This is a genomic window from Microbacterium testaceum, from assembly GCF_029761935.1.
GTDB lineage: Bacteria > Actinomycetota > Actinomycetes > Actinomycetales > Microbacteriaceae > Microbacterium > Microbacterium testaceum_A.
The window spans coordinates 657,881-677,872 of the sequence record NZ_CP121699.1 but is presented as its reverse complement, the minus strand read 5'-3'; the positions used below and the strand labels follow the sequence as shown (position 1 = coordinate 677,872).

At 70.5% G+C, this 19,992-nt stretch carries 20 protein-coding genes and 1 tRNA gene; 11 read left to right on the top strand and 10 right to left on the bottom strand.

The window, feature by feature from the left end; all coding sequences use genetic code 11:
* Positions 1 to 80: 80 nt before the first annotated feature.
* The 5 genes from QBE02_RS03265 to QBE02_RS03245 all read right to left on the bottom strand — a co-directional run bounded on the left by QBE02_RS03265 (position 81) and on the right by QBE02_RS03245 (position 3,803).
* Positions 81 to 896 carry a metal ABC transporter permease gene (locus QBE02_RS03265; RefSeq protein ID WP_268103918.1) on the bottom strand — a complete coding sequence of 272 codons (816 nt, stop codon included), beginning with the start codon at positions 894 to 896 and terminating at the stop codon, positions 81 to 83.
* Positions 896 to 1,765 carry a metal ABC transporter permease gene (locus QBE02_RS03260; RefSeq protein ID WP_279367108.1) on the bottom strand — a complete coding sequence of 290 codons (870 nt, stop codon included), beginning with the start codon at positions 1,763 to 1,765 and terminating at the stop codon, positions 896 to 898. The genes QBE02_RS03265 and QBE02_RS03260 overlap by 1 nt, the downstream gene beginning before the upstream one ends.
* A complete protein-coding gene (locus QBE02_RS03255) occupies positions 1,762 to 2,550 on the bottom strand; it encodes a metal ABC transporter ATP-binding protein (RefSeq protein ID WP_279367107.1) in 789 nt (262 codons plus the stop codon). The genes QBE02_RS03260 and QBE02_RS03255 overlap by 4 nt, the downstream gene beginning before the upstream one ends.
* The gene (locus tag QBE02_RS03250; RefSeq protein ID WP_279367106.1) at positions 2,547 to 3,491 is read right to left on the bottom strand and encodes a metal ABC transporter solute-binding protein, Zn/Mn family; all 945 of its coding nucleotides are present in this window, start codon (positions 3,489 to 3,491) and stop codon (positions 2,547 to 2,549) included. The genes QBE02_RS03255 and QBE02_RS03250 overlap by 4 nt, the downstream gene beginning before the upstream one ends.
* Positions 3,492 to 3,717: 226 nt before the next feature.
* A tRNA-Leu gene (locus tag QBE02_RS03245) sits at positions 3,718 to 3,803 on the bottom strand.
* 141 nt (positions 3,804 to 3,944) lie between these two features.
* Here QBE02_RS03245 and QBE02_RS03240 point away from each other — a divergent pair.
* Both QBE02_RS03240 and QBE02_RS03235 read left to right on the top strand, forming a co-directional pair.
* Positions 3,945 to 5,246: a M20/M25/M40 family metallo-hydrolase gene (locus tag QBE02_RS03240; RefSeq protein WP_279367105.1), complete on the top strand. Its 1,302-nt coding sequence runs from the start codon at positions 3,945 to 3,947 to the stop codon at positions 5,244 to 5,246.
* An 8-nt stretch (positions 5,247 to 5,254) separates the two neighbouring features.
* Entirely contained in the window at positions 5,255 to 6,100 is an 846-nt protein-coding gene (locus QBE02_RS03235; RefSeq protein ID WP_268103923.1) for an undecaprenyl-diphosphate phosphatase, read from the top strand.
* Positions 6,101 to 6,169: 69 nt separating this feature from the next.
* Here QBE02_RS03235 and QBE02_RS03230 read toward each other — a convergent pair whose 3' ends face one another.
* Positions 6,170 to 7,036, bottom strand: a complete 867-nt coding sequence (locus tag QBE02_RS03230; RefSeq protein ID WP_279367104.1) for a PAC2 family protein — start codon at positions 7,034 to 7,036, stop codon at positions 6,170 to 6,172.
* Positions 7,037 to 7,164: 128 nt separating this feature from the next.
* On the opposite strand from QBE02_RS03230, the gene QBE02_RS03225 reads away from it, so the two are divergent.
* The 9 genes from QBE02_RS03225 to lnt all read left to right on the top strand — a co-directional run bounded on the left by QBE02_RS03225 (position 7,165) and on the right by lnt (position 17,165).
* Positions 7,165 to 7,863: an HAD family hydrolase gene (locus QBE02_RS03225; RefSeq protein WP_279367103.1), complete on the top strand. Its 699-nt coding sequence runs from the start codon at positions 7,165 to 7,167 to the stop codon at positions 7,861 to 7,863.
* Positions 7,860 to 8,885, top strand: a complete 1,026-nt coding sequence (locus QBE02_RS03220; protein ID WP_279367102.1) for a tRNA (adenine-N1)-methyltransferase — start codon at positions 7,860 to 7,862, stop codon at positions 8,883 to 8,885. Before QBE02_RS03225 ends, QBE02_RS03220 begins: the two co-directional genes overlap by 4 nt.
* Before the next feature lie 52 nt (positions 8,886 to 8,937).
* Positions 8,938 to 9,885: an FKBP-type peptidyl-prolyl cis-trans isomerase gene (locus tag QBE02_RS03215; RefSeq protein ID WP_279367101.1), complete on the top strand. Its 948-nt coding sequence runs from the start codon at positions 8,938 to 8,940 to the stop codon at positions 9,883 to 9,885.
* A gap of 97 nt (positions 9,886 to 9,982) precedes the next feature.
* On the top strand, positions 9,983 to 10,975 hold the full coding sequence (locus tag QBE02_RS03210; RefSeq protein WP_279367100.1) for a helix-turn-helix transcriptional regulator: 993 nt from the start codon (positions 9,983 to 9,985) through the stop codon (positions 10,973 to 10,975).
* Positions 10,972 to 11,946 (top strand): WYL domain-containing protein, encoded by a 975-nt coding sequence (locus tag QBE02_RS03205; RefSeq protein ID WP_279367099.1) that lies wholly within the window; start codon positions 10,972 to 10,974, stop codon positions 11,944 to 11,946. Before QBE02_RS03210 ends, QBE02_RS03205 begins: the two co-directional genes overlap by 4 nt.
* A gap of 88 nt (positions 11,947 to 12,034) precedes the next feature.
* Positions 12,035 to 12,286, top strand: coding sequence for a Sec-independent protein translocase subunit TatA (gene tatA, locus QBE02_RS03200; protein ID WP_056231943.1), 252 nt, complete (start codon positions 12,035 to 12,037; stop codon positions 12,284 to 12,286).
* A 63-nt stretch (positions 12,287 to 12,349) separates the two neighbouring features.
* Complete coding sequence (tatC, locus tag QBE02_RS03195; RefSeq protein WP_279367853.1) at positions 12,350 to 13,111, top strand: twin-arginine translocase subunit TatC; 762 nt, start codon at positions 12,350 to 12,352, stop codon at positions 13,109 to 13,111.
* A complete protein-coding gene (locus tag QBE02_RS03190; protein ID WP_279367098.1) occupies positions 13,108 to 15,591 on the top strand; it encodes a DEAD/DEAH box helicase in 2,484 nt (827 codons plus the stop codon). Before tatC ends, QBE02_RS03190 begins: the two co-directional genes overlap by 4 nt.
* Positions 15,588 to 17,165 (top strand): apolipoprotein N-acyltransferase, encoded by a 1,578-nt coding sequence (gene lnt, locus QBE02_RS03185; protein ID WP_279367097.1) that lies wholly within the window; start codon positions 15,588 to 15,590, stop codon positions 17,163 to 17,165. The genes QBE02_RS03190 and lnt overlap by 4 nt, the downstream gene beginning before the upstream one ends.
* Before the next feature lie 15 nt (positions 17,166 to 17,180).
* Here lnt and QBE02_RS03180 read toward each other — a convergent pair whose 3' ends face one another.
* The 4 genes from QBE02_RS03180 to QBE02_RS03165 form a co-directional block, all read right to left on the bottom strand.
* Entirely contained in the window at positions 17,181 to 17,552 is a 372-nt protein-coding gene (locus tag QBE02_RS03180) for an RNA polymerase-binding protein RbpA (protein WP_056231926.1), read from the bottom strand.
* 93 nt (positions 17,553 to 17,645) lie between these two features.
* Positions 17,646 to 18,443 carry a glycerophosphodiester phosphodiesterase family protein gene (locus tag QBE02_RS03175; RefSeq protein ID WP_279367096.1) on the bottom strand — a complete coding sequence of 266 codons (798 nt, stop codon included), beginning with the start codon at positions 18,441 to 18,443 and terminating at the stop codon, positions 17,646 to 17,648.
* Positions 18,443 to 19,378, bottom strand: a complete 936-nt coding sequence (locus QBE02_RS03170) for an SPFH domain-containing protein (RefSeq protein WP_279367095.1) — start codon at positions 19,376 to 19,378, stop codon at positions 18,443 to 18,445. Before QBE02_RS03170 ends, QBE02_RS03175 begins: the two co-directional genes overlap by 1 nt.
* The gene (locus QBE02_RS03165) at positions 19,375 to 19,851 is read right to left on the bottom strand and encodes an NfeD family protein (protein ID WP_279367094.1); all 477 of its coding nucleotides are present in this window, start codon (positions 19,849 to 19,851) and stop codon (positions 19,375 to 19,377) included. Before QBE02_RS03165 ends, QBE02_RS03170 begins: the two co-directional genes overlap by 4 nt.
* Between the last annotated feature and the right edge of the window lie 141 nt (positions 19,852 to 19,992).

Sequence of the window (19,992 nt, the reverse complement as noted above, 5' to 3'; positions counted from 1 at the left end):
GGCGTGGCGGCGCGCGTCGTTCGCATCGTCACCACGAGGGCACCGGCCGGGGTCGCATCGCACGGGGTCACGGCGCCGGGTCACGGCATCCGGGATCGTCCCTCCCGACGACGACGACGGCGACGCGCCGCCACGCGTGCCCCCGCGTACAGCAGCGCCCCGATGGCCGTGGCGAAGAAACCGATCGGCAGGTCGGTGCCGACCGCCAGAGCGATCGACGCCCACACCGTGCCGAGCGTGAGGGCGACCGAGAGGGTCATCCCCTGCCCGGGTGTGCGCGCGAGAGCCTGCGCCGCCGCCGGGGGACCGACGAGCAGCGCGAACATCAACAGCGCGCCCACCATCGGCACGCTCACCGTCGTCGCCGCAGCGATCACGAGGGCGAACACGAGGTCCACTCCCGTGACGCGTACTCCGCGCGCGGCGGCGAGGGCGGGCGAGACGGATGCCAGCAGCAGGGGCCGCGCGATGAGCGCGACGAGCGCGAGACAGCCGATTCCGAGCAGGCCCATCGTGGCGAGCTGGTCGGGCGACACCCCGAGGATCTGACCGAACAGCAGGGCGAAGACCTGCGCCGAGTACTCGCGTGAGCGGCTGAGGAACAGGGCGCCGAGCGCGAGCATCGTCACCAGCGTCAGGGCCGTAACGACATCGTGCCGCGCCCGGCGCCCGAGGAGCACGATGCCCACCGCCCCGCCCGCCGCGAAGACGCCCAGTCCGACCAGCGGGTTGACCCCGACGAGGACGGCCCCCGCCGCCCCGGCGAACGCCCCGTGCGGCACGGCATGGGCGAAGAAGGCGTTGCCGCGCAGCACGACGAAGAAGCCGACGATGCCGGCGACCACCGCCACGATCGTCCCTCCCGCCCACGCGGTCATCAGGTACGGCGCGAACATCACCCCACCGCCGTCCGGTGCCCGAGGGGACGCAGGGCCGTCACGCTACGCGCCCCGACGTACCCGAGGAACACCGCCGCGACGATCGTGAAACTGACGGGCCAGCTGCTGCCCCCGAACCAGTCGAAACTCGCGAAGGCCACCAGGCACCCCAACCACACCTCGACCACCGCGATGACCGCGGCGAGCGCCGCGGCCGTGCTCAGACGCCGCGTGAACAGCAGCGCGGTCGCGGCGGGTCCGATCAGCAGTGCGGTGGACAGGATCGCCCCGATCGACAGGGACGACAACTGGACGGCGAGGGCGAGGGCGACGAGGAAGAGCGTGCTCGCCGTCCGCGGGGGGACACCGCGCGCAGCAGCAAGGTCCCGGTCGAGGGTCTCCAGCGTCACCCACCGCCAGATCGCGGCGACGATCGCGAAGGTGACCACGCCCAGCGCGACGATGACGGGCACGAGGGCGATGTCGAGGGAGAACAGCGAGCCGAACAGCACCGAGATCGCGGCGTTGCTGGATCCGCCGATCAGGGTGTCGAGGGTCAGGAACAGGGCGGTCAGCCCCATGCCCGCACCGAAGACGACGCCCGTGGCCACATCGCGCCCCTCCAGCCGCCGGGTGCCGATCGCCTCCATCGCGACCGCCGAGATCACCCCCGCGAGGACGAACCCCCACAGTTGGCTCACGCCGAGCAGGAACGCCCCCGACCCTCCGACCGCACCCAGGTCGGCGAGCGCGTGACCGGCGAAGGACTGACCCCGCGTGATCGTGAACACCCCGACGACGCTCGACACCACGGCGACCACGGTTCCGACCACGAGAGCCGTCTGCACCGTCGGGCTCGCGAAGAACGCCGAGAGCACCGCGCTCACGCGTGCGTCACGGCGTCATCGGCGACGACGAAGGTGCGCCCGGCCGTCTCGATCACCCGCATCGGCGAGCGGTACAGCGCGCTCAGCACGTCGTCGCGCACGACCTCGGCGGGAGTGCCCACCGCGGCACGCCCTCCCGCGAGGTAGGCGACTCGGTCGAGCACCGGCAGCAGCAGGGTCAGATCGTGCGCAGTGACCACGATCGCCACGTTCGAACGGCGCCGCAGGTCGTCGAGAAGGGCGACCACGTCTCTCGCGCTGACCGGGTCGAGGCTCGCGAGCGGCTCGTCCAGCACCAGCAGCGTCGGACGGCTCACGATCGCGTGCGCGAGCAGGACGCGCTGCTGCTGTCCGCCCGAGAGCTCGCCCACCCGCGCGTCGGCGAAATCCGACGCGCCCACCTGCGCCAGCGCAGCGTCGACCGCCCCGCGCAGGCGACGCCGACCGAGAGGGATGCCGAGCCGAGCCCCGTCGAGACCGAGCATCACGACATCGCGGGCGCGCAGCGGCGCCTGCGGGTCGAGGCTCATTTTCTGCGGCACGTACCCGATGCCCGCGCGTCGATCCGGACGCCGCACCCGTCCCGCCTGAGGGCGCAGGATGCCGAGCAGCACCCGGAGCAGGGTGGTCTTGCCCGCGCCGTTCGCTCCGATCAGCCCGACGATCGCCCCCGGCGGCACGTCGAGGTCGACGTCGTCGAGGACGGTCCTGCCACCGAGACGCACCGCGATCCCGCGCGCCCGGAGGACGACGTCGGGATTGCGGCGCGGGGACGCCTCGCTCACAGGTGCTCGGTGGAGGTGCCCTGGGTGACGGCGGTCTCGAGAGCCTTCACCTCGTCGAGCATCCAGTCCTGGTAGTGGTGGTTCGCCGGCATCGTCTCGTACACGCCGACCACCGGGATGCCGTTGTCCTTGGCGAGCTGCAGGTACTTGTCGGTCGTGTCGTCGGTGACCTGCTGGTTGTAGAGGAACACCTTCACCCGCTTGCCGGTGAAGAGCGCGTCCTGCGTCGCGGTGTCCTGCGCCGAGGGATCGGTGTCGTTCATGATCGCGGCCTGCAGGTTCCACGGCGTCTCGACGTCGGCATCCGCTGCGTCCAGCATGAAGTCCGCGACGGGCTCGGTCACCGCGACGGGTGTCTTCGGGTGGTCCTCCGCGAACGCCGAGAGCGCGTCGGTCCAGTCCGACAGGGACGCGGTGAAGGTGGCGAGGTTCGCGTGGAACGCGTCGGCGCTCGCCGGGTCGAGCTCGCTGAGCGCGTCGGCCACGGCCTTGGCGACCGCGGGCATGGTCTTCGGGTCGTACCAGAGGTGGGGGTTGTCGGTGCTGTCGGGGAGGCCCAGCACGTCCTGTGCCACGATCACCGATCGGCTGTCGTCGGGGGAGGCCTTTTCGAGATCGGACATGAAGTCGTCGTAGCCGAGACCGTTCTGCACGATGAGTTTCGCGCCGGCGACCTCCTTGGCCACGCTCGCGCTCGCCTCGAACGTGTGCGGATCGGTGTTGGGGTCGCTCAGGATCGCCGAGACGTCGACGCGATCCCCGCCGATCTGCTGCACGACGTCGGCGTACTCGTTCTCGCCGGCGACGACCGTGACCTTGGGGCTCGAGTCGGTGGTCGCGGCGGGGGAGGTCGACGACGCGCCTGTCGCACACCCGGCGAGGACCAGGGTCAGTAGCGAGGCGGAGGCGGTGGCGGCGACGACGGTGCGCGCTGTCTTCATGGAGGTCGGTGTCCCTTCGCGATCGGTTCTCGGGGAATGAGAACCGTTATCAGCAAGGAACGTAGGGAGGGAGGCTATGCCGAGAAAAAGCGGCGGCTATCGGTTCGCTGAACGGTGCGCGGACCCTCCGGCGGCGCCGGCCCGACCCTGCACGGGTTGCACGCCCGACCCTGCGCAGAAATGAGGAAGACCCCCCGGGATAAACCCGGGGGGTCTTACTCGTGTGTGCGCGAGGGGGGACTTGAACCCCCACGCCCGTTAAAGGGCACTAGCACCTCAAGCTAGCGCGTCTACCTATTCCGCCACCCGCGCATCTGGGTGTTTTGCCGCTTTCGCAACGAAGAACGACATTACCACGCTACCGACCCCGCCTCGAATCGGTGCCGCTTCCCGGGCGCGTCTCGGGGCGACGCGCGGCGGGCCGCGACGCTCGTCCCCGGTACCGTAGTGCGCATGCCCGAGCTCGAATCCGACATCCCCGAGGTCGCCCGCGTCGCGCGCGACCTCATCCGGTTCGACACCTCGAACTACGGCGGGGGCCGTGCCGAGGGCGAGCGCGAGGCGGCCCAGTACGTCGGCGCGTACCTCGAAGCCCTCGGTCTCGAGGTCGAGTACTACGAGCCCGTCGACCGTCGCACCAACGTCTGCGCCCGCATCCCGGGTCGTAATCCCGACAAGTCCGCCCTGATCCTCCACGGCCACCTCGACGTGGTTCCCGCCGTCGCCGCCGATTGGAGCGTCGATCCGTTCGCCGGCGAGATCCGCGACGGCGTGCTGTGGGGTCGTGGGGCGGTGGACATGAAGGACATGGATGCCATGATCCTCACCGCCGTGGCCGACGTGCTCCGCGCGGGGGAGCAGCCCGAGCGCGACATCATCGTCACGTTCTTCGCCGACGAGGAGAACGGCGGCGTCGAGGGCTCGGCGCTCGTCATCCGCGACCGGCCCGAGTGGTTCGCCGGCGCGACCGAGGCCATCAGCGAGGTCGGCGGGTACTCGATCGCCGTCGGCGACCGCCGCGCGTACCTGCTCCAGGTGGGCGAGAAGGCTCTCGTGTGGATCAAGCTCGTCGCCCGCGGCCGTGCGGGCCACGGCAGCGGCCTGCACGCCGACAACGCCGTCACGAAGCTCGCCGAGGCCGTCGCGGCCCTCGGTCGCACCGAGTGGCCGATCCGCCTGACCGACACGACCGCCCAGCTCCTCGAGGGTCTGGCCGAGATCACCGGTGACGACGCGGGCGACCCCGACGCGCTCACCCTGCGCACCGGCGCGGCATCCAGTTTCATCCGCTCGACCCTGCGCACCACGACGAACCCGACCGGTCTCACCGCCGGGTACAAGCACAACGTCATCCCCGATCGTGCCGAGGCGCTCATCGACGTGCGGGTGCTGCCCGGCACCGAGCAGGCGGCGTTGGCCGACATCCGCCGCATCATCGGCCCCGACATCGAGATCGAGATCGTCCACCAGGACATCGGGCTCGAGGTGCCGTTCTCGGGCGACCTGGTCGACGCCATGGTCGCTCAGCTCGGCCGTCACGACCCGGGCGTGCCCGTCCTGCCGTACCTCATGGGCGGGGGCACCGACAACAAGGCGCTGTCGACCCTCGGCATCGCCGGTTACGGATTCGCACCGCTGCGTCTGCCCGCCGGTCTCGACTTCACCGGAATGTTCCACGGTGTCGACGAGCGCGTCCCCATCGACGCGCTCTCCTTCGGTCAGCGAGTTCTCGCCGACCTCATCCGCACGTACTGAAGGACCGCATGCACATCTTCGAGGTCATCATCCTCGGGCTCGTCCAGGGCCTGACCGAGTTCCTCCCCATCTCCTCCAGCGCCCACCTCCGCATCGTCGGCGAGTTCCTCCCGTCGAAGACCGACCCGGGTGCGACCTTCACCGCGATCACGCAGATCGGCACCGAGCTCGCCGTGCTGATCTACTTCCGCAAGAAGATCGTGCGCGTCATCTCGCGCTGGTTCGGCTCGCTCACCGGCAAGGTGCCGCGCACCGACCCCGATGCCCGCATGGGATGGCTCGTCATCATCGGCACGCTGCCGATCGCGCTGTTGGGTGTGCTCCTGCAGAGCCTCATCCGCGACAACTTCCGGAGCCTGTGGATCACCGCGGTGGTGCTGATCGTCTTCGGCATCCTGCTCGGCCTCGCCGACCACTACGGAAAGCGCCGTCGCGACCTCGACGACCTGACGTACCCGCACGGCATCGCCTTCGGTGTCGCTCAGGCGCTCGCGCTCGTCCCCGGCGTCTCCCGTTCGGGGGCGACCACGACCCTCGGTCGCGCCCTCGGGTACAAGCGCACGGCGGCCGCGGAGTACTCGTTCCTCCTCGCGGTGCCGGCGGTCTTCGCCAGCGGCTTCTTCGAGCTGTACAAGAGCTTCGACGAGGGCACCGGCCCGTACAGCCTGGGTGAGACCGCGATCGCGACGATCATCGCGTTCGTCGTCGGGTACGTCGTGATCGCCTTCCTCATGCAGTACCTCAAGCGCGGCAGCTTCCTGCCCTTCGTGATCTACCGCGTCGCTCTCGGCGTGCTCATCATGGTGCTGTTGACCCTCGGCGTGCTGCCGGCGTACTCGGCCATCACCGGCTGACCCCGGATGCCGCGAAGGCGCCGTCCCGTTCGGGGCGGCGCCTTCGTCGTGTCGGTGGCGGGGCAGTCTTCAGCGTCGGGGCGGGTCTTCGCGTCCGGGTTTGGTGGGGCCGTCGCCGCCGCGGCGCAGGTAGCGCTCGAACTCCTGGGCGATCGCGTCTCCCGAGGCTTCGGGGGAGTCCCACGTGTCACGGGTCTGCTCGAGCTGACGGATGTACTCGCTCATCTCGTCGTCGTCGGCTGCGGCCGCGTCGATCGAGGCCTCCCACAGGCGCGACTCGTTCTCGAGGTCTCCGCGCGGGACCGCGATGCCGGTGATCGACTCGAGCTTCTCGAGCAGGGCGAGCGTGGCCTTGGGCGAGGGGGTGTGCCCGGCGACGTAGTGGGGAACGCTCGCCCAGAGGCTCGCGGTCGGGATGCCCACGGTCTCCGAGACATGGCCGATGGCGCTCAGGATGCCGACCGGCCCCTCGTACAGGCTCCGCTCCAGGCCCAGGCTCTGGCGCACGCCCTCGTTGTCGCTACCCGCGAAGACCGAGATGGGGCGCGTGTGCGGGACGTCGGACATCATCGATCCGAGGGCGACGAAGCCCGTGACGTCCTCGCGCAGGGCGACGTCGATGAACTCGGCGGCGAACGCCTGCCAGGCGCGCGCGGGCTCCACCCCGACCAGCAGCCAGATCTCGGCGTCGTCGGAGCGTTTCACGGGGCGCAGGAGCGTGGCCTCGGGCCAGGTGAGGGTGCGGCGGCCCTCGGCATCCAATCCGACCTGGGGGCGGGTGTACTGGTAATCGAAGTACAGCTCGGGGTCCACCGAGTGGACGACCTCGTACTCCACGTCGGCGCGCAGCATCGATGCCGCCGCCGATGCGGCTTCTCCGGCATCGTTCCACCCGTCGAAAGCGGCGACGATGATCCGGCGACCCAGTGCGTCCACGCAACCTCCTCTGCCCCGTCGGGGCTGGCTTCCAGGATAGGCGCACCCGCGGAGAGCGAGCCGGTCCCGCCCGGCGAACGGCACGGGGGCCGGACGGGTGCGCACCGGGCCCTCAATAGGATGGAGCGATGACTTCCCCCGCTCCCGCCGCCGTCCTCTGGGACATGGACGGCACGCTCGTTGACACCGAGCCGTACTGGATGGCCGCGGAGACCCCGCTCGTGGAGCGCTTCGGGGGGACCTGGTCGCACGAGCAGGCGCTCGGGATGGTCGGCCTGGCCCTCGAGGACTCCGCCCGGCTGCTGCAGAACGCGGGCGTGCCCTGGGGCGTCGACGAGATCATCTCGTACCTGACCGACGAGGTGCAGCGCCAGCTCGCCGTGACGGGTGTGCCGTTCCGCCCCGGTGCCCGCGAGCTCCTCGCCGATCTGCGCGCCTCGGGCGTCAAGACCGCCCTCGTCACGATGTCGATGCGCCGCATGGCGCTGTCGGTGGTGGAGCTCATCGATTTCCCGGCCTTCGACCTCGTGGTCGCCGGCGACGACGTCGAACGCCCCAAGCCGTACCCCGACCCGTACCTGCAGGCGGCCGCGGCGCTCGGCGTCGACATCCGCGACACCGTGGCGATCGAGGACTCGCCGAACGGCCTGCGCTCCGCCCTCGCGAGCGGTGCCGTGTCGCTGGGCGTGCCCCTCATGGTGTCCCTCGAGGGGCTCGGGGCGCACGCCCTGTGGCCGAGCCTCGAGGGTCGCACGACGTCCGACCTGCGGGCGCTCCACGCCGCGCACACCCCGATCCACCCCGAAGAGACACGAGTCACCCGATGAGCGAGACCCCCCACCTGAGCGGCCCCTTCCGGGTCGGCGACCGGGTGCAGCTGACCGGCCCCAAGGGCCGCATGCACACCATCACCCTGCGCGAGGCGGGCGAGCTGCACACCCACAACGGCGTGCTGAAGCACGAGCTGCTGGTCGGCCAGCCCGACGGCAGCGTGGTGACCAACAGCTCTGGTCACGACTACCTGGCCGTGCGCCCGCTGCTGCGCGACTTCGTCATGTCGATGCCGCGCGGCGCCGCGATCGTCTACCCGAAGGACGCCGCGCAGATCCTCGCGCAGGCCGACATCTTCCCGGGGGCCACGGTCGTGGAGGCCGGTGTCGGCTCCGGAGCGCTGTCGCTGTGGCTCCTGCGCGCGATCGGTCCGGCCGGTCGCCTCCTGTCGTTCGAGCGCCGCGAGGAGTTCGCCGACGTCGCCCGCGCCAACGTCGAGACGTTCCACGGCGAGATGCCCGCGACGTGGGAGGTGGTCGTCGGCGATCTGGTCGAGAGCCTCCCGGATGCCGTGGCCCCGGCCTCGGTCGACCGCATCGTGCTCGACATGCTCGCGCCCTGGGAGTGCATCGACGCCGCGGCCGACGCGCTGACGCCCGGCGGCGTGGTGCTCTGCTACATCGCCACCGCCACCCAGCTGAGCCGCGTGGCCGAGTACATCCGCGCCACCGGCCTGTTCACCGAGCCGGATGCCAGCGAGACCATGGTCCGCGGGTGGCACGTCGAAGGGCTCGCGGTCCGCCCCGACCACCGCATGGTCGCTCACACGGGCTTCCTCATCACCGCGCGCCGCCTCGCCCCGGGGGCCGTCCCGCCCGAGGTCAAGCGCCGCGCCTCGAAGTCGAGTTACGGCGACGAGGACGTCGAACTGTGGACTCCCGGTGCCGTCGGCGACCGCCAGATCACCGACAAGAACCTGCGCAAGCGCGTGCGCGAGGCGCAGAAGTCCGCCGAGGGGGTCCGCCAGTCGGTGGCGGGTACGACCGGTCGGTCCGCGGGTGAGGCCGAGTCGGGGTAACGCCCCGGGTGAAGCGTCGGGTGAGCTCCGCAGGAGCACCTAAACTGGGCGGGTGAAGAGACTCCCCGCCGTCGTTGCCGTGACCGCCCTGGCCGGATTCGGCCTCGTCGGGTGCTCGGCATCCGCCGCCTCGTCGTGCCCGACGCCCACCGACAGTGCGATCGCCTCGGTGGTCGACGCCAGCGGTGACTTCGGCACCGCCCCCACGGTCTCGGTGCGTTCTCCTTTCGTGCCCGAGGCGGCCGGGACCCAGACCCTCATCGAGGGCGACGGCCAGCGCATCACGAGCGACGACCAGCTCTCGCTCGTCGACGTGACGGTGCTCGACGCCGCCACCGGCTCGCAGCTCGTGGCGACCACGTACGGGTCCGACGTGAAGTCGGCGACGCCGCTGCCCCGGCTGACGCAGGCCATCCCGTCCATCGCTCCGCTGCTGCACTGCGTGGCCGAGGGTTCGCGGGTCGCGGTCGCCATCCCCGGTTCCGACCTCGGCGCCCAGGGCGCTCAGGCGCTCGGCGTGAGCGAGGGCGACGGAGCGGTCTTCGTCTTCGACGTGCGCAAGGTCTTCCTCCCCGCGGCCGACGGTGCCGACCAGTACAACGCCGACTCGGGCATGCCCTCGGTCGTCCGCGCCCCGGACGGCACGCCCGGTGTGGTCATGCCCGCCGGCGACGCTCCCACGCAGCAGCGTTCGCAGACCATCAAGAAGGGCGATGGCGAGGTGCTGACCGCGGACTCCTCGGTCGTCATCCACGTCCAGGGCGTCGCGTGGGGTGCCACGACCACCTTCGCCTCGACCTGGAAGAACGGCGCGCCCGGCCAGGCGACCGTGTCGCAGCTCCCGCCGGCGATCGCCTCGGCCCTCGAGGGCGCGACGGTCGGATCGCAGGTGCTGATCGTCGTCCCCGCCGACCAGACCGCCCAGGACCAGCAGGTGCTCAAGGCTCCCGCGAACTCGGCACTGGTCTACGTCATCGACGTCCTCGGCACCGTCAGCTGATCGGCATCCCCCGATCGGTCCGCGCGGAGCGGGCTCTCGGGGGTCGCGAGGCGCCCCGTGCCGTTCCGGCCGGGCGGTCGACGCCTAGGATGGGCGGGTGCCCGCCACCGTGTCCCGCAGCGCTCCCGAGGAGCGTCTGGTGAACCTCGTCGTCGCCCTGATGGCGACCGAGCAGGGGCTGACGAAGGACACGATCCTGTCGTCCGTCGCCGGCTACCGGGAGCAGCTCGAGGCGGGTGCGTCGAAGGACGCGCTCGAGAAGATGTTCGAACGCGACAAAGAGAGCCTGCGCGGCCTCGGCGTCCCGATCGAGACGATCGGCAATCGCGCGGACCCCGACGACCTCCGCGAGGCGCGCTATCGCGTGCCGACCGCCGAGTACGCGCTGCCCGAGGACATCACCTTCAGCCCCGCCGAGGTGGCGCTGCTGAACATCGCGGGCGGCGTGTGGGGGAGCGAGTCCCTCTCCGCCGACGCACGCAGCGGTCTGCGCAAGATCCGCGCCCTTGGCATCGCCGTCGACGAGCCGATCATCGGCTACGCCCCGCGCATCCGCGTCCGCGATGTGTCGTTCGCCGCTCTCCAGAGGGCGATCGAGCAGTGCCGCGTCGTGACCTTCACCTACCTGCGCCCCGGCGAGGCGCGACCGCGCGAGCGCCGCGTGCAGCCCCTCGCGCTCGTCGAGTACGAGGCACGGTGGCACGTCTACGGCTACGACCTGAACGTCGACGCCGACCGCACGTTCCTGCTCTCGCGGATCGTCGGCGAGGTGACGCTCACGCGCAAGGGTTTCCCCGCGGAGCTGCGTGAGGGGGCGGGGGAACGGGCCCTCGAGGGCCTACGCGCCGTCGCCGCACGCCAGCGCGCCCTCCTCGAGGTGCACCCCGGCACCGAGGCGGCCCTGCGCCTCGACCGCCGCGCCGAACAGGCGCCCCAGGGCATCCGGGTGCCCTACGTCGACCTCCACGTCTTCGCCGACGAGCTCGCCTCGTACGGCCCCGAGGTGCGGGTGGTCGAACCCGCCGACCTGCGCGCCGAGGTCATCCGACGGCTCGAGGCCACCCTCGCCCTGCACGGAGGTGCCGCGTGAGCACCGATCGCCCCGTCGCCGCACTGGATCGCGCCGCGCTCCTGCTCCAACTCGTGCCGTACCTGCTCGGCAAGGGCGAGGTGTCGGTGGCCGAGGCCGCCGCGGAGTTCGAGGTCGCCCCCGATCAGATGCGCGCGATGGTCGAGCGTCTCACGGTGATCGGCCTCCCCGGCGAGCAGGGGTACTGGCAGCTCCCGCACGACCTCTTCGACATCGACTGGGACCTGCTCGACCGCGACGACGTCATCGCCATCACGAACACCGTGGGGCTCGAGCGCTCCCCGCGCCTGACCGCGCGCGAGGCGGCCGCTCTTCTGGCCGGGCTGCAGCTGGCCCGCAGTCTCCCGGGTTTCGGCGACAGCGAGCTCGTCACCGGGCTCCTCTCGAAGCTCGCGCGGGGCGCATCGACCGCGCCCGCCGCGGTGATCGTCGCCCCCGGGCCGGTCGACGGCGTCCGGGACGTGGTCGACGAGGCCCTGCGCTCGCGCGTCGCGGTCACGTTCACCTACCGCGCCCCCGGGGCCGAGCCGATCAGCCGGACGGTCGACCCCATCAAGGTCCACATCGCGAACGGGCAGTGGTACCTGCAGGGCTGGGATCACCTGCGCCAGGCCGTGCGCACCTTCCACCTCGACCGCGTCAGCGACGCCCGCGTCACCGACATCCCGGCCGCGCACGGTGCCGACCCCGTGCCCGAGCTGTTCGCTCCGACGGACGACGAGGTCGTCGCGCGCTTCCGCTTCCCCCGAGAGGTGGCGCCCCTGCTGGCCGACTACCTCGAGCGCGCCGAGATCGACGACGCCGACGACGGCCGGGCCGTGGCATCCCTCCGGCTTGCCGACGAGCAGAGCCTCAAGCGCCTCGCGGCGCGCCGCGGGGGAGAGGTCGAGCTCGTCGAGCCCACCGGAGCCCGTCGGGCCGCCGCCGCGTGGGCGGCCGCGGGTCTCGCGCAGTACGCGCACGAATCCTGACCGTTCCCGCCGGATTCCCGCGCGTCGGAGCGCACGACGAGCGCCCGGGTTAGACTGAGATACCGCACGAACGAGACGAGGAGTCCTCATGTTCCAGGGTTTGACCGGATGGCACCTGCTCATCGTTCTCGCTGTCATCCTTCTTCTTTTCGGTGCCGCCAAGCTCCCCGCGCTCGCCAAGAGCATGGGACAGTCGGCTCGAGTCTTCAAGAGTGAGATGAAGGAGATGAAGCGCGACGACGAGGTCGCTGCCGCATCCGAAGCCCCGCGCGCCACCGACATCGGCACCACGCCGACCGTCGCTCCCGAGCCGCGCAGGTCGACCGACCCCACCGTCTAACCCGTGGCGACGGCAGGACCGCCGCGCATCGACGTGCCCGAGGGGCCGCGGCGCGACAAGCGCATGTCGATCGGGGCGCACCTGGTCGAGCTGCGCAAGCGGCTCATGATCGCGGCGCTCGCCCTCGTGGTGGGCATGGTGATCGCGTTCATCATCACCGACCCGATCATCCACCTCATCACCGAGCCCATCCGCGTCATCGCGGAGCGGCGCGGAGACGACTTCTCGGCGCTGAACTTCACCTCGGTGACCTCGGCGTTCGACCTGCGCATGCGCATCGCGTTCTCGATCGGCATCTTCCTCTCGGCGCCGGTGTGGCTGTGGCAGATCTGGGCGTTCATCATGCCCGGGCTCACGCGCAAAGAGATCCGTTACACGGTCGGGTTCGTGGCATCCGCCGTCCCGCTCTTCTTCGTGGGCTGCTGGGTGGGCCTGCTGATCGTCCCGCACGTGATCGAGCTGATGTGGGGCTTCACACCCGAGGGCGGCGTCAACTTCTACAACGCGGTCGACTACTACGACTTCGTCTTCAAGCTGATGATCGTGGTCGGCGTCGCGTTCGTGCTGCCGGTGTTCCTCGTCGCGCTCAACGTGGCGGGCATCATGAGCGGCAAGGCGATCCTCAAGGGATGGCGCGTGGCGATCCTCATCGCCACCCTGTTCTCGGCTCTGGCCACCCCCGCGGCTGACATCATCAGCATGCTGATGCTCGCCGGCATCCTCACCGTGCTGTTCTTCGCGGCGGCCGGGGTCTCGATGCTGTTCGACCGGCGCAAGGCCCGTCGCCTCAACGCGGCCGAGATGCCGTCGGGGCCCATCGCGTGAGTTCACCGAGTCCGGCCGAGCGCTTCGCTCGCGCCGCCGCCCGCTCCACGCACCCGCACACGGCGGACTTCGCCGAGATGCAGCGTTTCGAGCTCGACGACTTCCAGATCGCGGGATGCCACGCCCTCGAGGACGGCCGGAGCGTCCTGGTGGCCGCGCCCACCGGTGCCGGAAAGACCATCGTCGGCGAGTTCGCGATCCACCTCGCCATGCTCGAGCCCGGCGACAAGGCGTTCTACACCACGCCCATCAAGGCGCTGTCGAATCAGAAGTTCCACGAGCTGCAAGAGGTGTACGGCGACGACGAGGTCGGCCTGCTGACGGGCGACACCAACATCAACGCCTCGGCGCGCATCGTCGTCATGACCACCGAGGTGCTGCGCAACATGCTGTACGCCGACTCGCCGGCCCTGCGCGGTCTGCGATTCGTCGTGATGGACGAGGTGCATTACCTCGCCGACCGCTTCCGCGGCGCGGTGTGGGAAGAAGTGATCATCCACCTTCCGCCGTCGGTGAAGCTCGTGTCGCTGTCGGCGACCGTGTCCAACGCCGAGGAGTTCGGCGACTGGCTCGACACCGTGCGCGGTGACACCGAGGTGATCGTGTCGGAGACCCGGCCGGTTCCCCTCGAGCAGCACGTGCTCGTACGCGGCGATCTGCTGCCCCTGTTCGACGACCGGGCCGGAGTCGCCACCGCGCAGGTCAATCAGGAGCTGCTGCGCATCCGCGGCGGCAACGCCGGGGGATACGAGAACAACCGGCGCGCGCAGGAGTACCGCTCGCAGCGTCACGCGGGCGGCCCCCGCCACGCCCACCAGCGGCGCGGCGGTCACAAGCCGCTGCGCGCCCAGCAGGGCCCGCGCATCGAGCGCATCGACCGGCCCGAGGTCGTCGAGCTGCTGCAGCGCAACCACCTGCTGCCCGCGATCTTCTTCGTCTTCAGCCGGGCCGGGTGCGATGCCGCGGTGCAGCAGCTGCGCCGCGCGAACGTGCGGCTCACGTCGGCTGAGGAGCGCGTCGAGATCCGCCAGATCGTCGATGAGCTGACCTTCACCCTCAAGGACGAAGACCTCGCCGTCCTCCACTTCTGGGAGTGGCGCGACAACCTCGAACGCGGAATGGCTTCGCACCACGCGGGTCTCCTGCCGGCGTTCAAAGAGGTCGTCGAAGAGCTGTTCCGCCGCAAGCTCGTCAAGGTCGTGTTCGCGACCGAGACGCTCGCCCTCGGCATCAACATGCCGGCGCGGACCGTCGTGCTCGAAAAGCTCGAGAAGTTCAACGGCGAGGCCCGCGTCGCGATCACCTCGGGGGAGTACACGCAGCTGACCGGTCGCGCCGGTCGTCGCGGCATCGACGTCGAAGGCCACGCGGTCGTACAGTTCACCGAGGGCCTCGACCCGCAGTCGGTCGCAGCCCTCGCCTCGCGCCGCACCTACCCGCTGAACTCGAGCTTCCGGCCCACGTACAACATGGCCGTGAACCTCATCGACCAGTTCGGTCGGGCGCGCGCCCGCGAGATCCTCGAGTCGTCGTTCGCGCAGTTCCAGGCCGACCGTTCGGTGGTGGGCCTCGCCCGTCAGGTGAAAGAGGCCGAGGAGTCGCTCGCCGGCTACGAGAAGGCGATGACGTGCGACCGCGGCGACTTCCGCGAGTACTCCACGATCCGCCGCGAGCTGAGCGATCTCGAGAAGATCAATCGACGGGATGCCACGGCCCCCCGCCGTCTGCGCGATGAGCGGCAGCAGCAGATCCAGTCGCTGCGCAAGCGCATGCAGCGGCATCCGTGCCAGTCGTGCCCCGATCGCGAGGCCCACGCCCGCTGGGCGGAGCGCTACTGGAAGCTCAAGCGCAGTACCGACAAGACCCGCCACCAGATCGACCAGCGCACCGGCATCGTCGCGCGCGTGTTCGACCGCGTGGTCGAGGTGCTCGCGGCGCTGGAGTACGTCGCGATCGAAAACGACGGTGCCACGGTGCTGACGCGTGCCGGGCGCACGATGCGCCGCATTTACGGCGAACGCGACCTGCTCGTGGCCGAGTCGCTCCGTCAGGGACTGTGGGAGGGGTTGGACGCCCCCTCGCTTGCGGCCCTCGCTTGCTGTCTCGTGTACGAACCGCGTCGCGACGAAGCGGGCCCGGGGGAGCGCGGTCTGCCCCGCGGTCCCTTCCGCGGGGCCCTCGACGCCACGCAGACGCTCTGGCAGGAGCTCGACGACCTCGAACGCGATCACCGGCTGCCGGGCTCGGAGTCGCCCGCCTCGGGCCTCGCGCCGGCGATGCACGCGTGGGCGAAGGGCCTGCCGCTCGACAGCGTGCTGACCCTCGCCGACATGGCCGCCGGTGACTTCGTGCGCTGGGCGAAGCAGACGATCGACCTGCTCGATCAGATCTCGCTGGTCGCCGAACCGCCGCTCGCCAAGACCGCGCGGACGGCGCTCGACTCGGTGCGCCGCGGCATCGTGGCCTACACGTCGGCATGAGCGCGGTGACGACGCCCCGGGGGGCGGGGACTCCTCCGCTGCGCCTCGCTATCGCGGCGCCCCTCGCCGTGGTGGCGGGGCTGCTGCTCGTCACCGCGTTCCCCGCGCTCGCCTGGTGGCCGATGGCGTTCCCCGCCGTCGCGCTGGCCCTGGTGACCCTCATCGGCCGCCGGTTCTGGTCGGCCGTGCTGATCGGGTTCCTCTTCGGGGTGGCGTTCTTCTCGGTCAACTTGCTCTTCACCGCTCGATACCTCGGACCCATCCCGTGGGCGGCCCTGTTCGTCCTCGAGGCGTTGCTGACAGCCGTTCTGGCGGCACCGATCGCCCTGGCCTATCGGTGGATGCCGCGCGTCGCGCCGGGGCGCGTGGGACGGCTCCTGCTGCTCCCCGCCCTCGTCGCGGCGCTGTGGACCCTGCGCGAGCAGATCGTCGGCTCGTGGCCCTACGGCGGCTTCCCGTGGGGGCGCATCGGCGTCTCGCAGGTGAACGGCCCCTTCGCCGAGGTGGCGTCGTGGGTGGGCATGTCGGGGTTGTCGTTCCTCGTCGTGCTCTTCTGCGCGACGGCCGTCGAGTTCGTGCGCGGTGGCCGCCTCCGTCGTGTGACCGGCGCGGTCCCCGCGGCGGCGGTGCTCGTCGTGCTGGTGGCGTTGCCCGCGTTCCCCACCACCGACGCGGGTTCGATCCGCGTGGGCGCGGTGCAGGGCAACGGTCCGGCGGGGTACTTCGACCAGCGCACGCGCAACGCGGTGTTGAACGCGCAGCTCGCGGCATCCGCCCCGCTGTTCGGCCAGAAGATGGACGTGCTGCTCTGGCCCGAGGGCGGCGTCGACTCCGACCCCACCTCGAACCCCGCGACAGCGGCGGCGCTCGGCGAACTCTCCCGGCGGATGGACGCCCCGCTGCTGATCTCGGCCGTCACCGAGCGCGGCTCCGAGCTGTTCAACTCGTCGCTGCTGTGGACGGCGGTTGGGCAAGAGGGGACGACGTACGACAAGCGGCATCCCGTGCCCTTCGGCGAGTACGTTCCCGACCGGTCCTTCTGGGAGCCGTTCGCCCCCGACCTCATCGGTCTCATTGGCCGCGAGTACACCCCCGGAACCGCCCCTCCGCTGATCGACCTCAACGGGGTCGGCGTGGGCCTGGCGATCTGCTTCGACGTCATCTACGACGACGTCGTATGGGACGGCGCCGACGAAGGCGCCGAGGTCTACATGTTCCAGACAAACAATGCGGACTTCCGGGGCACCGACGAGAACCTTCAGCAGCTCGCGTTCGCGCAGATGCGCGCGATCGAGACGGGCCGCGCGGTGGTCAACCTGTCGACCGTCGGCACGAGTCAGGTGATCGCTCCGGACGGGACGACGCTCGACTCCCTGCCGCCCGACACCGCCGGGCACATGCTCACCGACGTGCCGCTGCGCACCGGGCTCACCCCCGCGGTCGTGATCGGGCCGGCCGTGAAGATCGTCCTCGGGTGGGGCGGCATCGCCGCTCTCCTCGCCGCCGGCCTGATCGCCGGGATCCAGGTGCGACGCACGAACAAGACGCCGACCCCCGAAGGGGCCGGCGTCTGAATCAGCGGGTCAACGTCAGGCGCTGAGCTTCTCGTTCCCCGCGCCGCGACGAGCGCGGACGAACGCGAGGCGCTCCTCGAGGAGTTCCTCGAGCTCGGGGATGGTGCGACGCTCCAGGAGCATGTCCCAGTGCGTACGGGCAGCCTTGTCGGCGCTGTGGTCGACGGTCGCCGTGCCGTCGCCGATGCGAAGAAGCGCCTCGGCACCGCAGGTGCGGCACTCCCAAGCGTCGGGAACCTCGGCGTCAGCAGCGAAGGTCAGGACGGTGTCGCGTCCGCAGGTGCTGCAGGAGTAGGTGTGTTGTGCACGGTCGTGAAACACGACGCCGTCTTCGCTCTGGAGGCTTTGGGCGCCGAGTCGGATGCCGCGGAGACTGCGGTCTGCCATTTTGTGGTCCTCTCGTCGGTCCCCATGTATAACGTTCGCACCTGTGCGCTTTATTCGAACTCCGCGCGTCCTGACGGGTTTCACAGTGGATGCTCAGACAGCCGCTGTTCCCCGTGTGTTCACCAGCGCGATGGCCGCGTCGGCGCGGTCGGTGACGAGGCCGTCCACGCCGAGGTCGAGCAGCCGGGACATGTCGTCTTCGTCGTTCACGGTCCACACGTGCACCTCGACACCGGCGGCGTGCGCGTCTCGCAGCAACCCGCGCGTGATCACGGGGATCGGCCCCTGGCGCTCGGGGATCTGCAGGGCGTCGACCTCGCTCAGGAGAGAACGGACCAGGCGGGTTCGGTGCAGCGCGCGAGCGGCGAGAAGGCGGGCGATCGTCGCCGACCCGGGCGAGGTGGCCGGACGCATCCGCGCCCCCGCGGCCCGCGCGGCGGCGAGGGCATCGCGTCGACGCTCGTCGGAGAAGCTCGTGACCAGGACGCGCTCGGCATGCGGGGCGACGAGGCGGCCGACCGCGCCCGCTGCGGCCGCGGCCTTCACATCGAGGTTGAAGCGCACGTCGGGGAAGGACTCGAGGGCTTGGACCAGCGTGATGAGCCCCCCGCGCTCCGACATCAGCTCTTCGATCTCGTGCAGGCGGACATCGGCGATGGCCCGCGGATCATCGGCGACCCGCCGCAGGTCGTCGTCGTGGAACAGCACGACCTCGCCGTCGGCGGTGAGGTGGCAGTCCGACTCGACGTAGTCGGCCCCGGCGGCGTGCGCCTCGGCCACCGCGGCGAAGGAGTTCTCGGCCACCCCGTGCGCGGCGGCATCCGCCGTCATCAGACCGCGGTGGGCGAGCACACGCGGGGCATCCGGGGAGAGGTAGGGATGCCGCGTCATCACGGAGCCGAGCTCTGCGGGGACGCAGCGGCGGGGGAGTCGTCGCCTGAGCGCGAGACGAACGCGCCGGAGATGCCCTTCAGCGCCTCGGTGAACTCGCTCGGGATGATCCACAGCTTGCTCGACGAGCTGTCGCTGATCTTCGGCAGCGTCTGAAGGTACTGGTACGCGAGGAGCTTGTCGTCGGGCCGGCCCTCGTGGATCGCCGTGAACACCGAGTGGATCGCCTCGGCCTCGCCCTGCGCGCGCAGGACTGCCGCCTGCTTTTCGCCCTCGGCCTCGAGGATCGCCGCCTGACGGCGCCCCTCGGCCTCGAGGATCTGCGACTGCTTGGACCCCTCGGCGGTCAGGATCGCGGCGCGGCGATCGCGTTCGGCTCTCATCTGCTTCTCCATCGAGTCCTGGATCGAGAGGGGCGGATCGATCGCCTTGAGCTCGACGCGTCCCACCCGAATGCCCCATTTTCCCGTGGCCTCGTCGAGGACGACGCGCAACTGACCGTTGATGTTGTCGCGGCTGGTGAGCGCCTGCTCGAGGTTGAGGCCGCCCACGACGTTGCGAAGGGTCGTGGTCGTCAGTTGCTCGACGGCGCCGAGGTAGTTGGCGATCTCGTAGGTCGCGGCCCGAGCGTCGGTGACCTGGAAGTACACGACCGTGTCGATCGAGACGACCAGGTTGTCCTCGGTGATGACCGGCTGCGGGGGGAACGACACGACCTGCTCGCGCATGTCGATCAGGGGCCGCACGCGGTCGACGAGGGGGACGACGAGGTTCAGGCCCGGGCTGAGCGTCTTGTGGTAGCGGCCGAGTCGCTCGACCACTCCGGCGCGGGCCTGCGGAATGATCCGGATCGCGCGGAACAGCACCACGACGACGAAGATCACCACCACGGCCGCGAGGACCCACCCGATCGTGACGGGGATCAGATCGTTCATGATGTCGCCTCCTGGCTTCGCGCGCGGACGACGGCGGTGGCGCCGTCGATACGGACGACCTCGATGCGCGTGGCGGGGTCGATCCGGGTGTCGGTCTCGGCGCGCGCGGTCCACACGTCACCGTTCGAGAGCTTGACCTGTCCGGGGACCGACGCCGACATCCGCGACAGGACCAGGCCCTCGAGACCTAGCAGCGCTTCGACGTTGGAAGGCCGGGGGTCGGCGTCGCGATGCAGTCGTTGCAGCAGGGGCGGACGCACGAACAGCAGGAGCGCGACCGAAGCGACGGCCGCGACGATGATCTGCAGCCAGAGCGGTGCGCCCATCAGGTCGGAGACGAGGCCGACGAGGCTCCCCACCGCGACCATCAGGAACGTCAACTCGCCGGTGAGCATCTCGCACACGAGGAAGACGAGGATGAGCAGGATCCAGCCGATCCAGGCCCACATCTCGACGATGGAGAGAACGTCCATTTCGTGCCTCCTGGCCCGAACGTAGCACTGGGCACCGACACCGGGGCCGGTTCTCATCCTCCGCACAGGCGCCGTCGCCCCGAGGCCTTGGTATCCCGCTCGATAGGCTGGGGGCTGATTCCGAATCGTCAGGAGAACTCC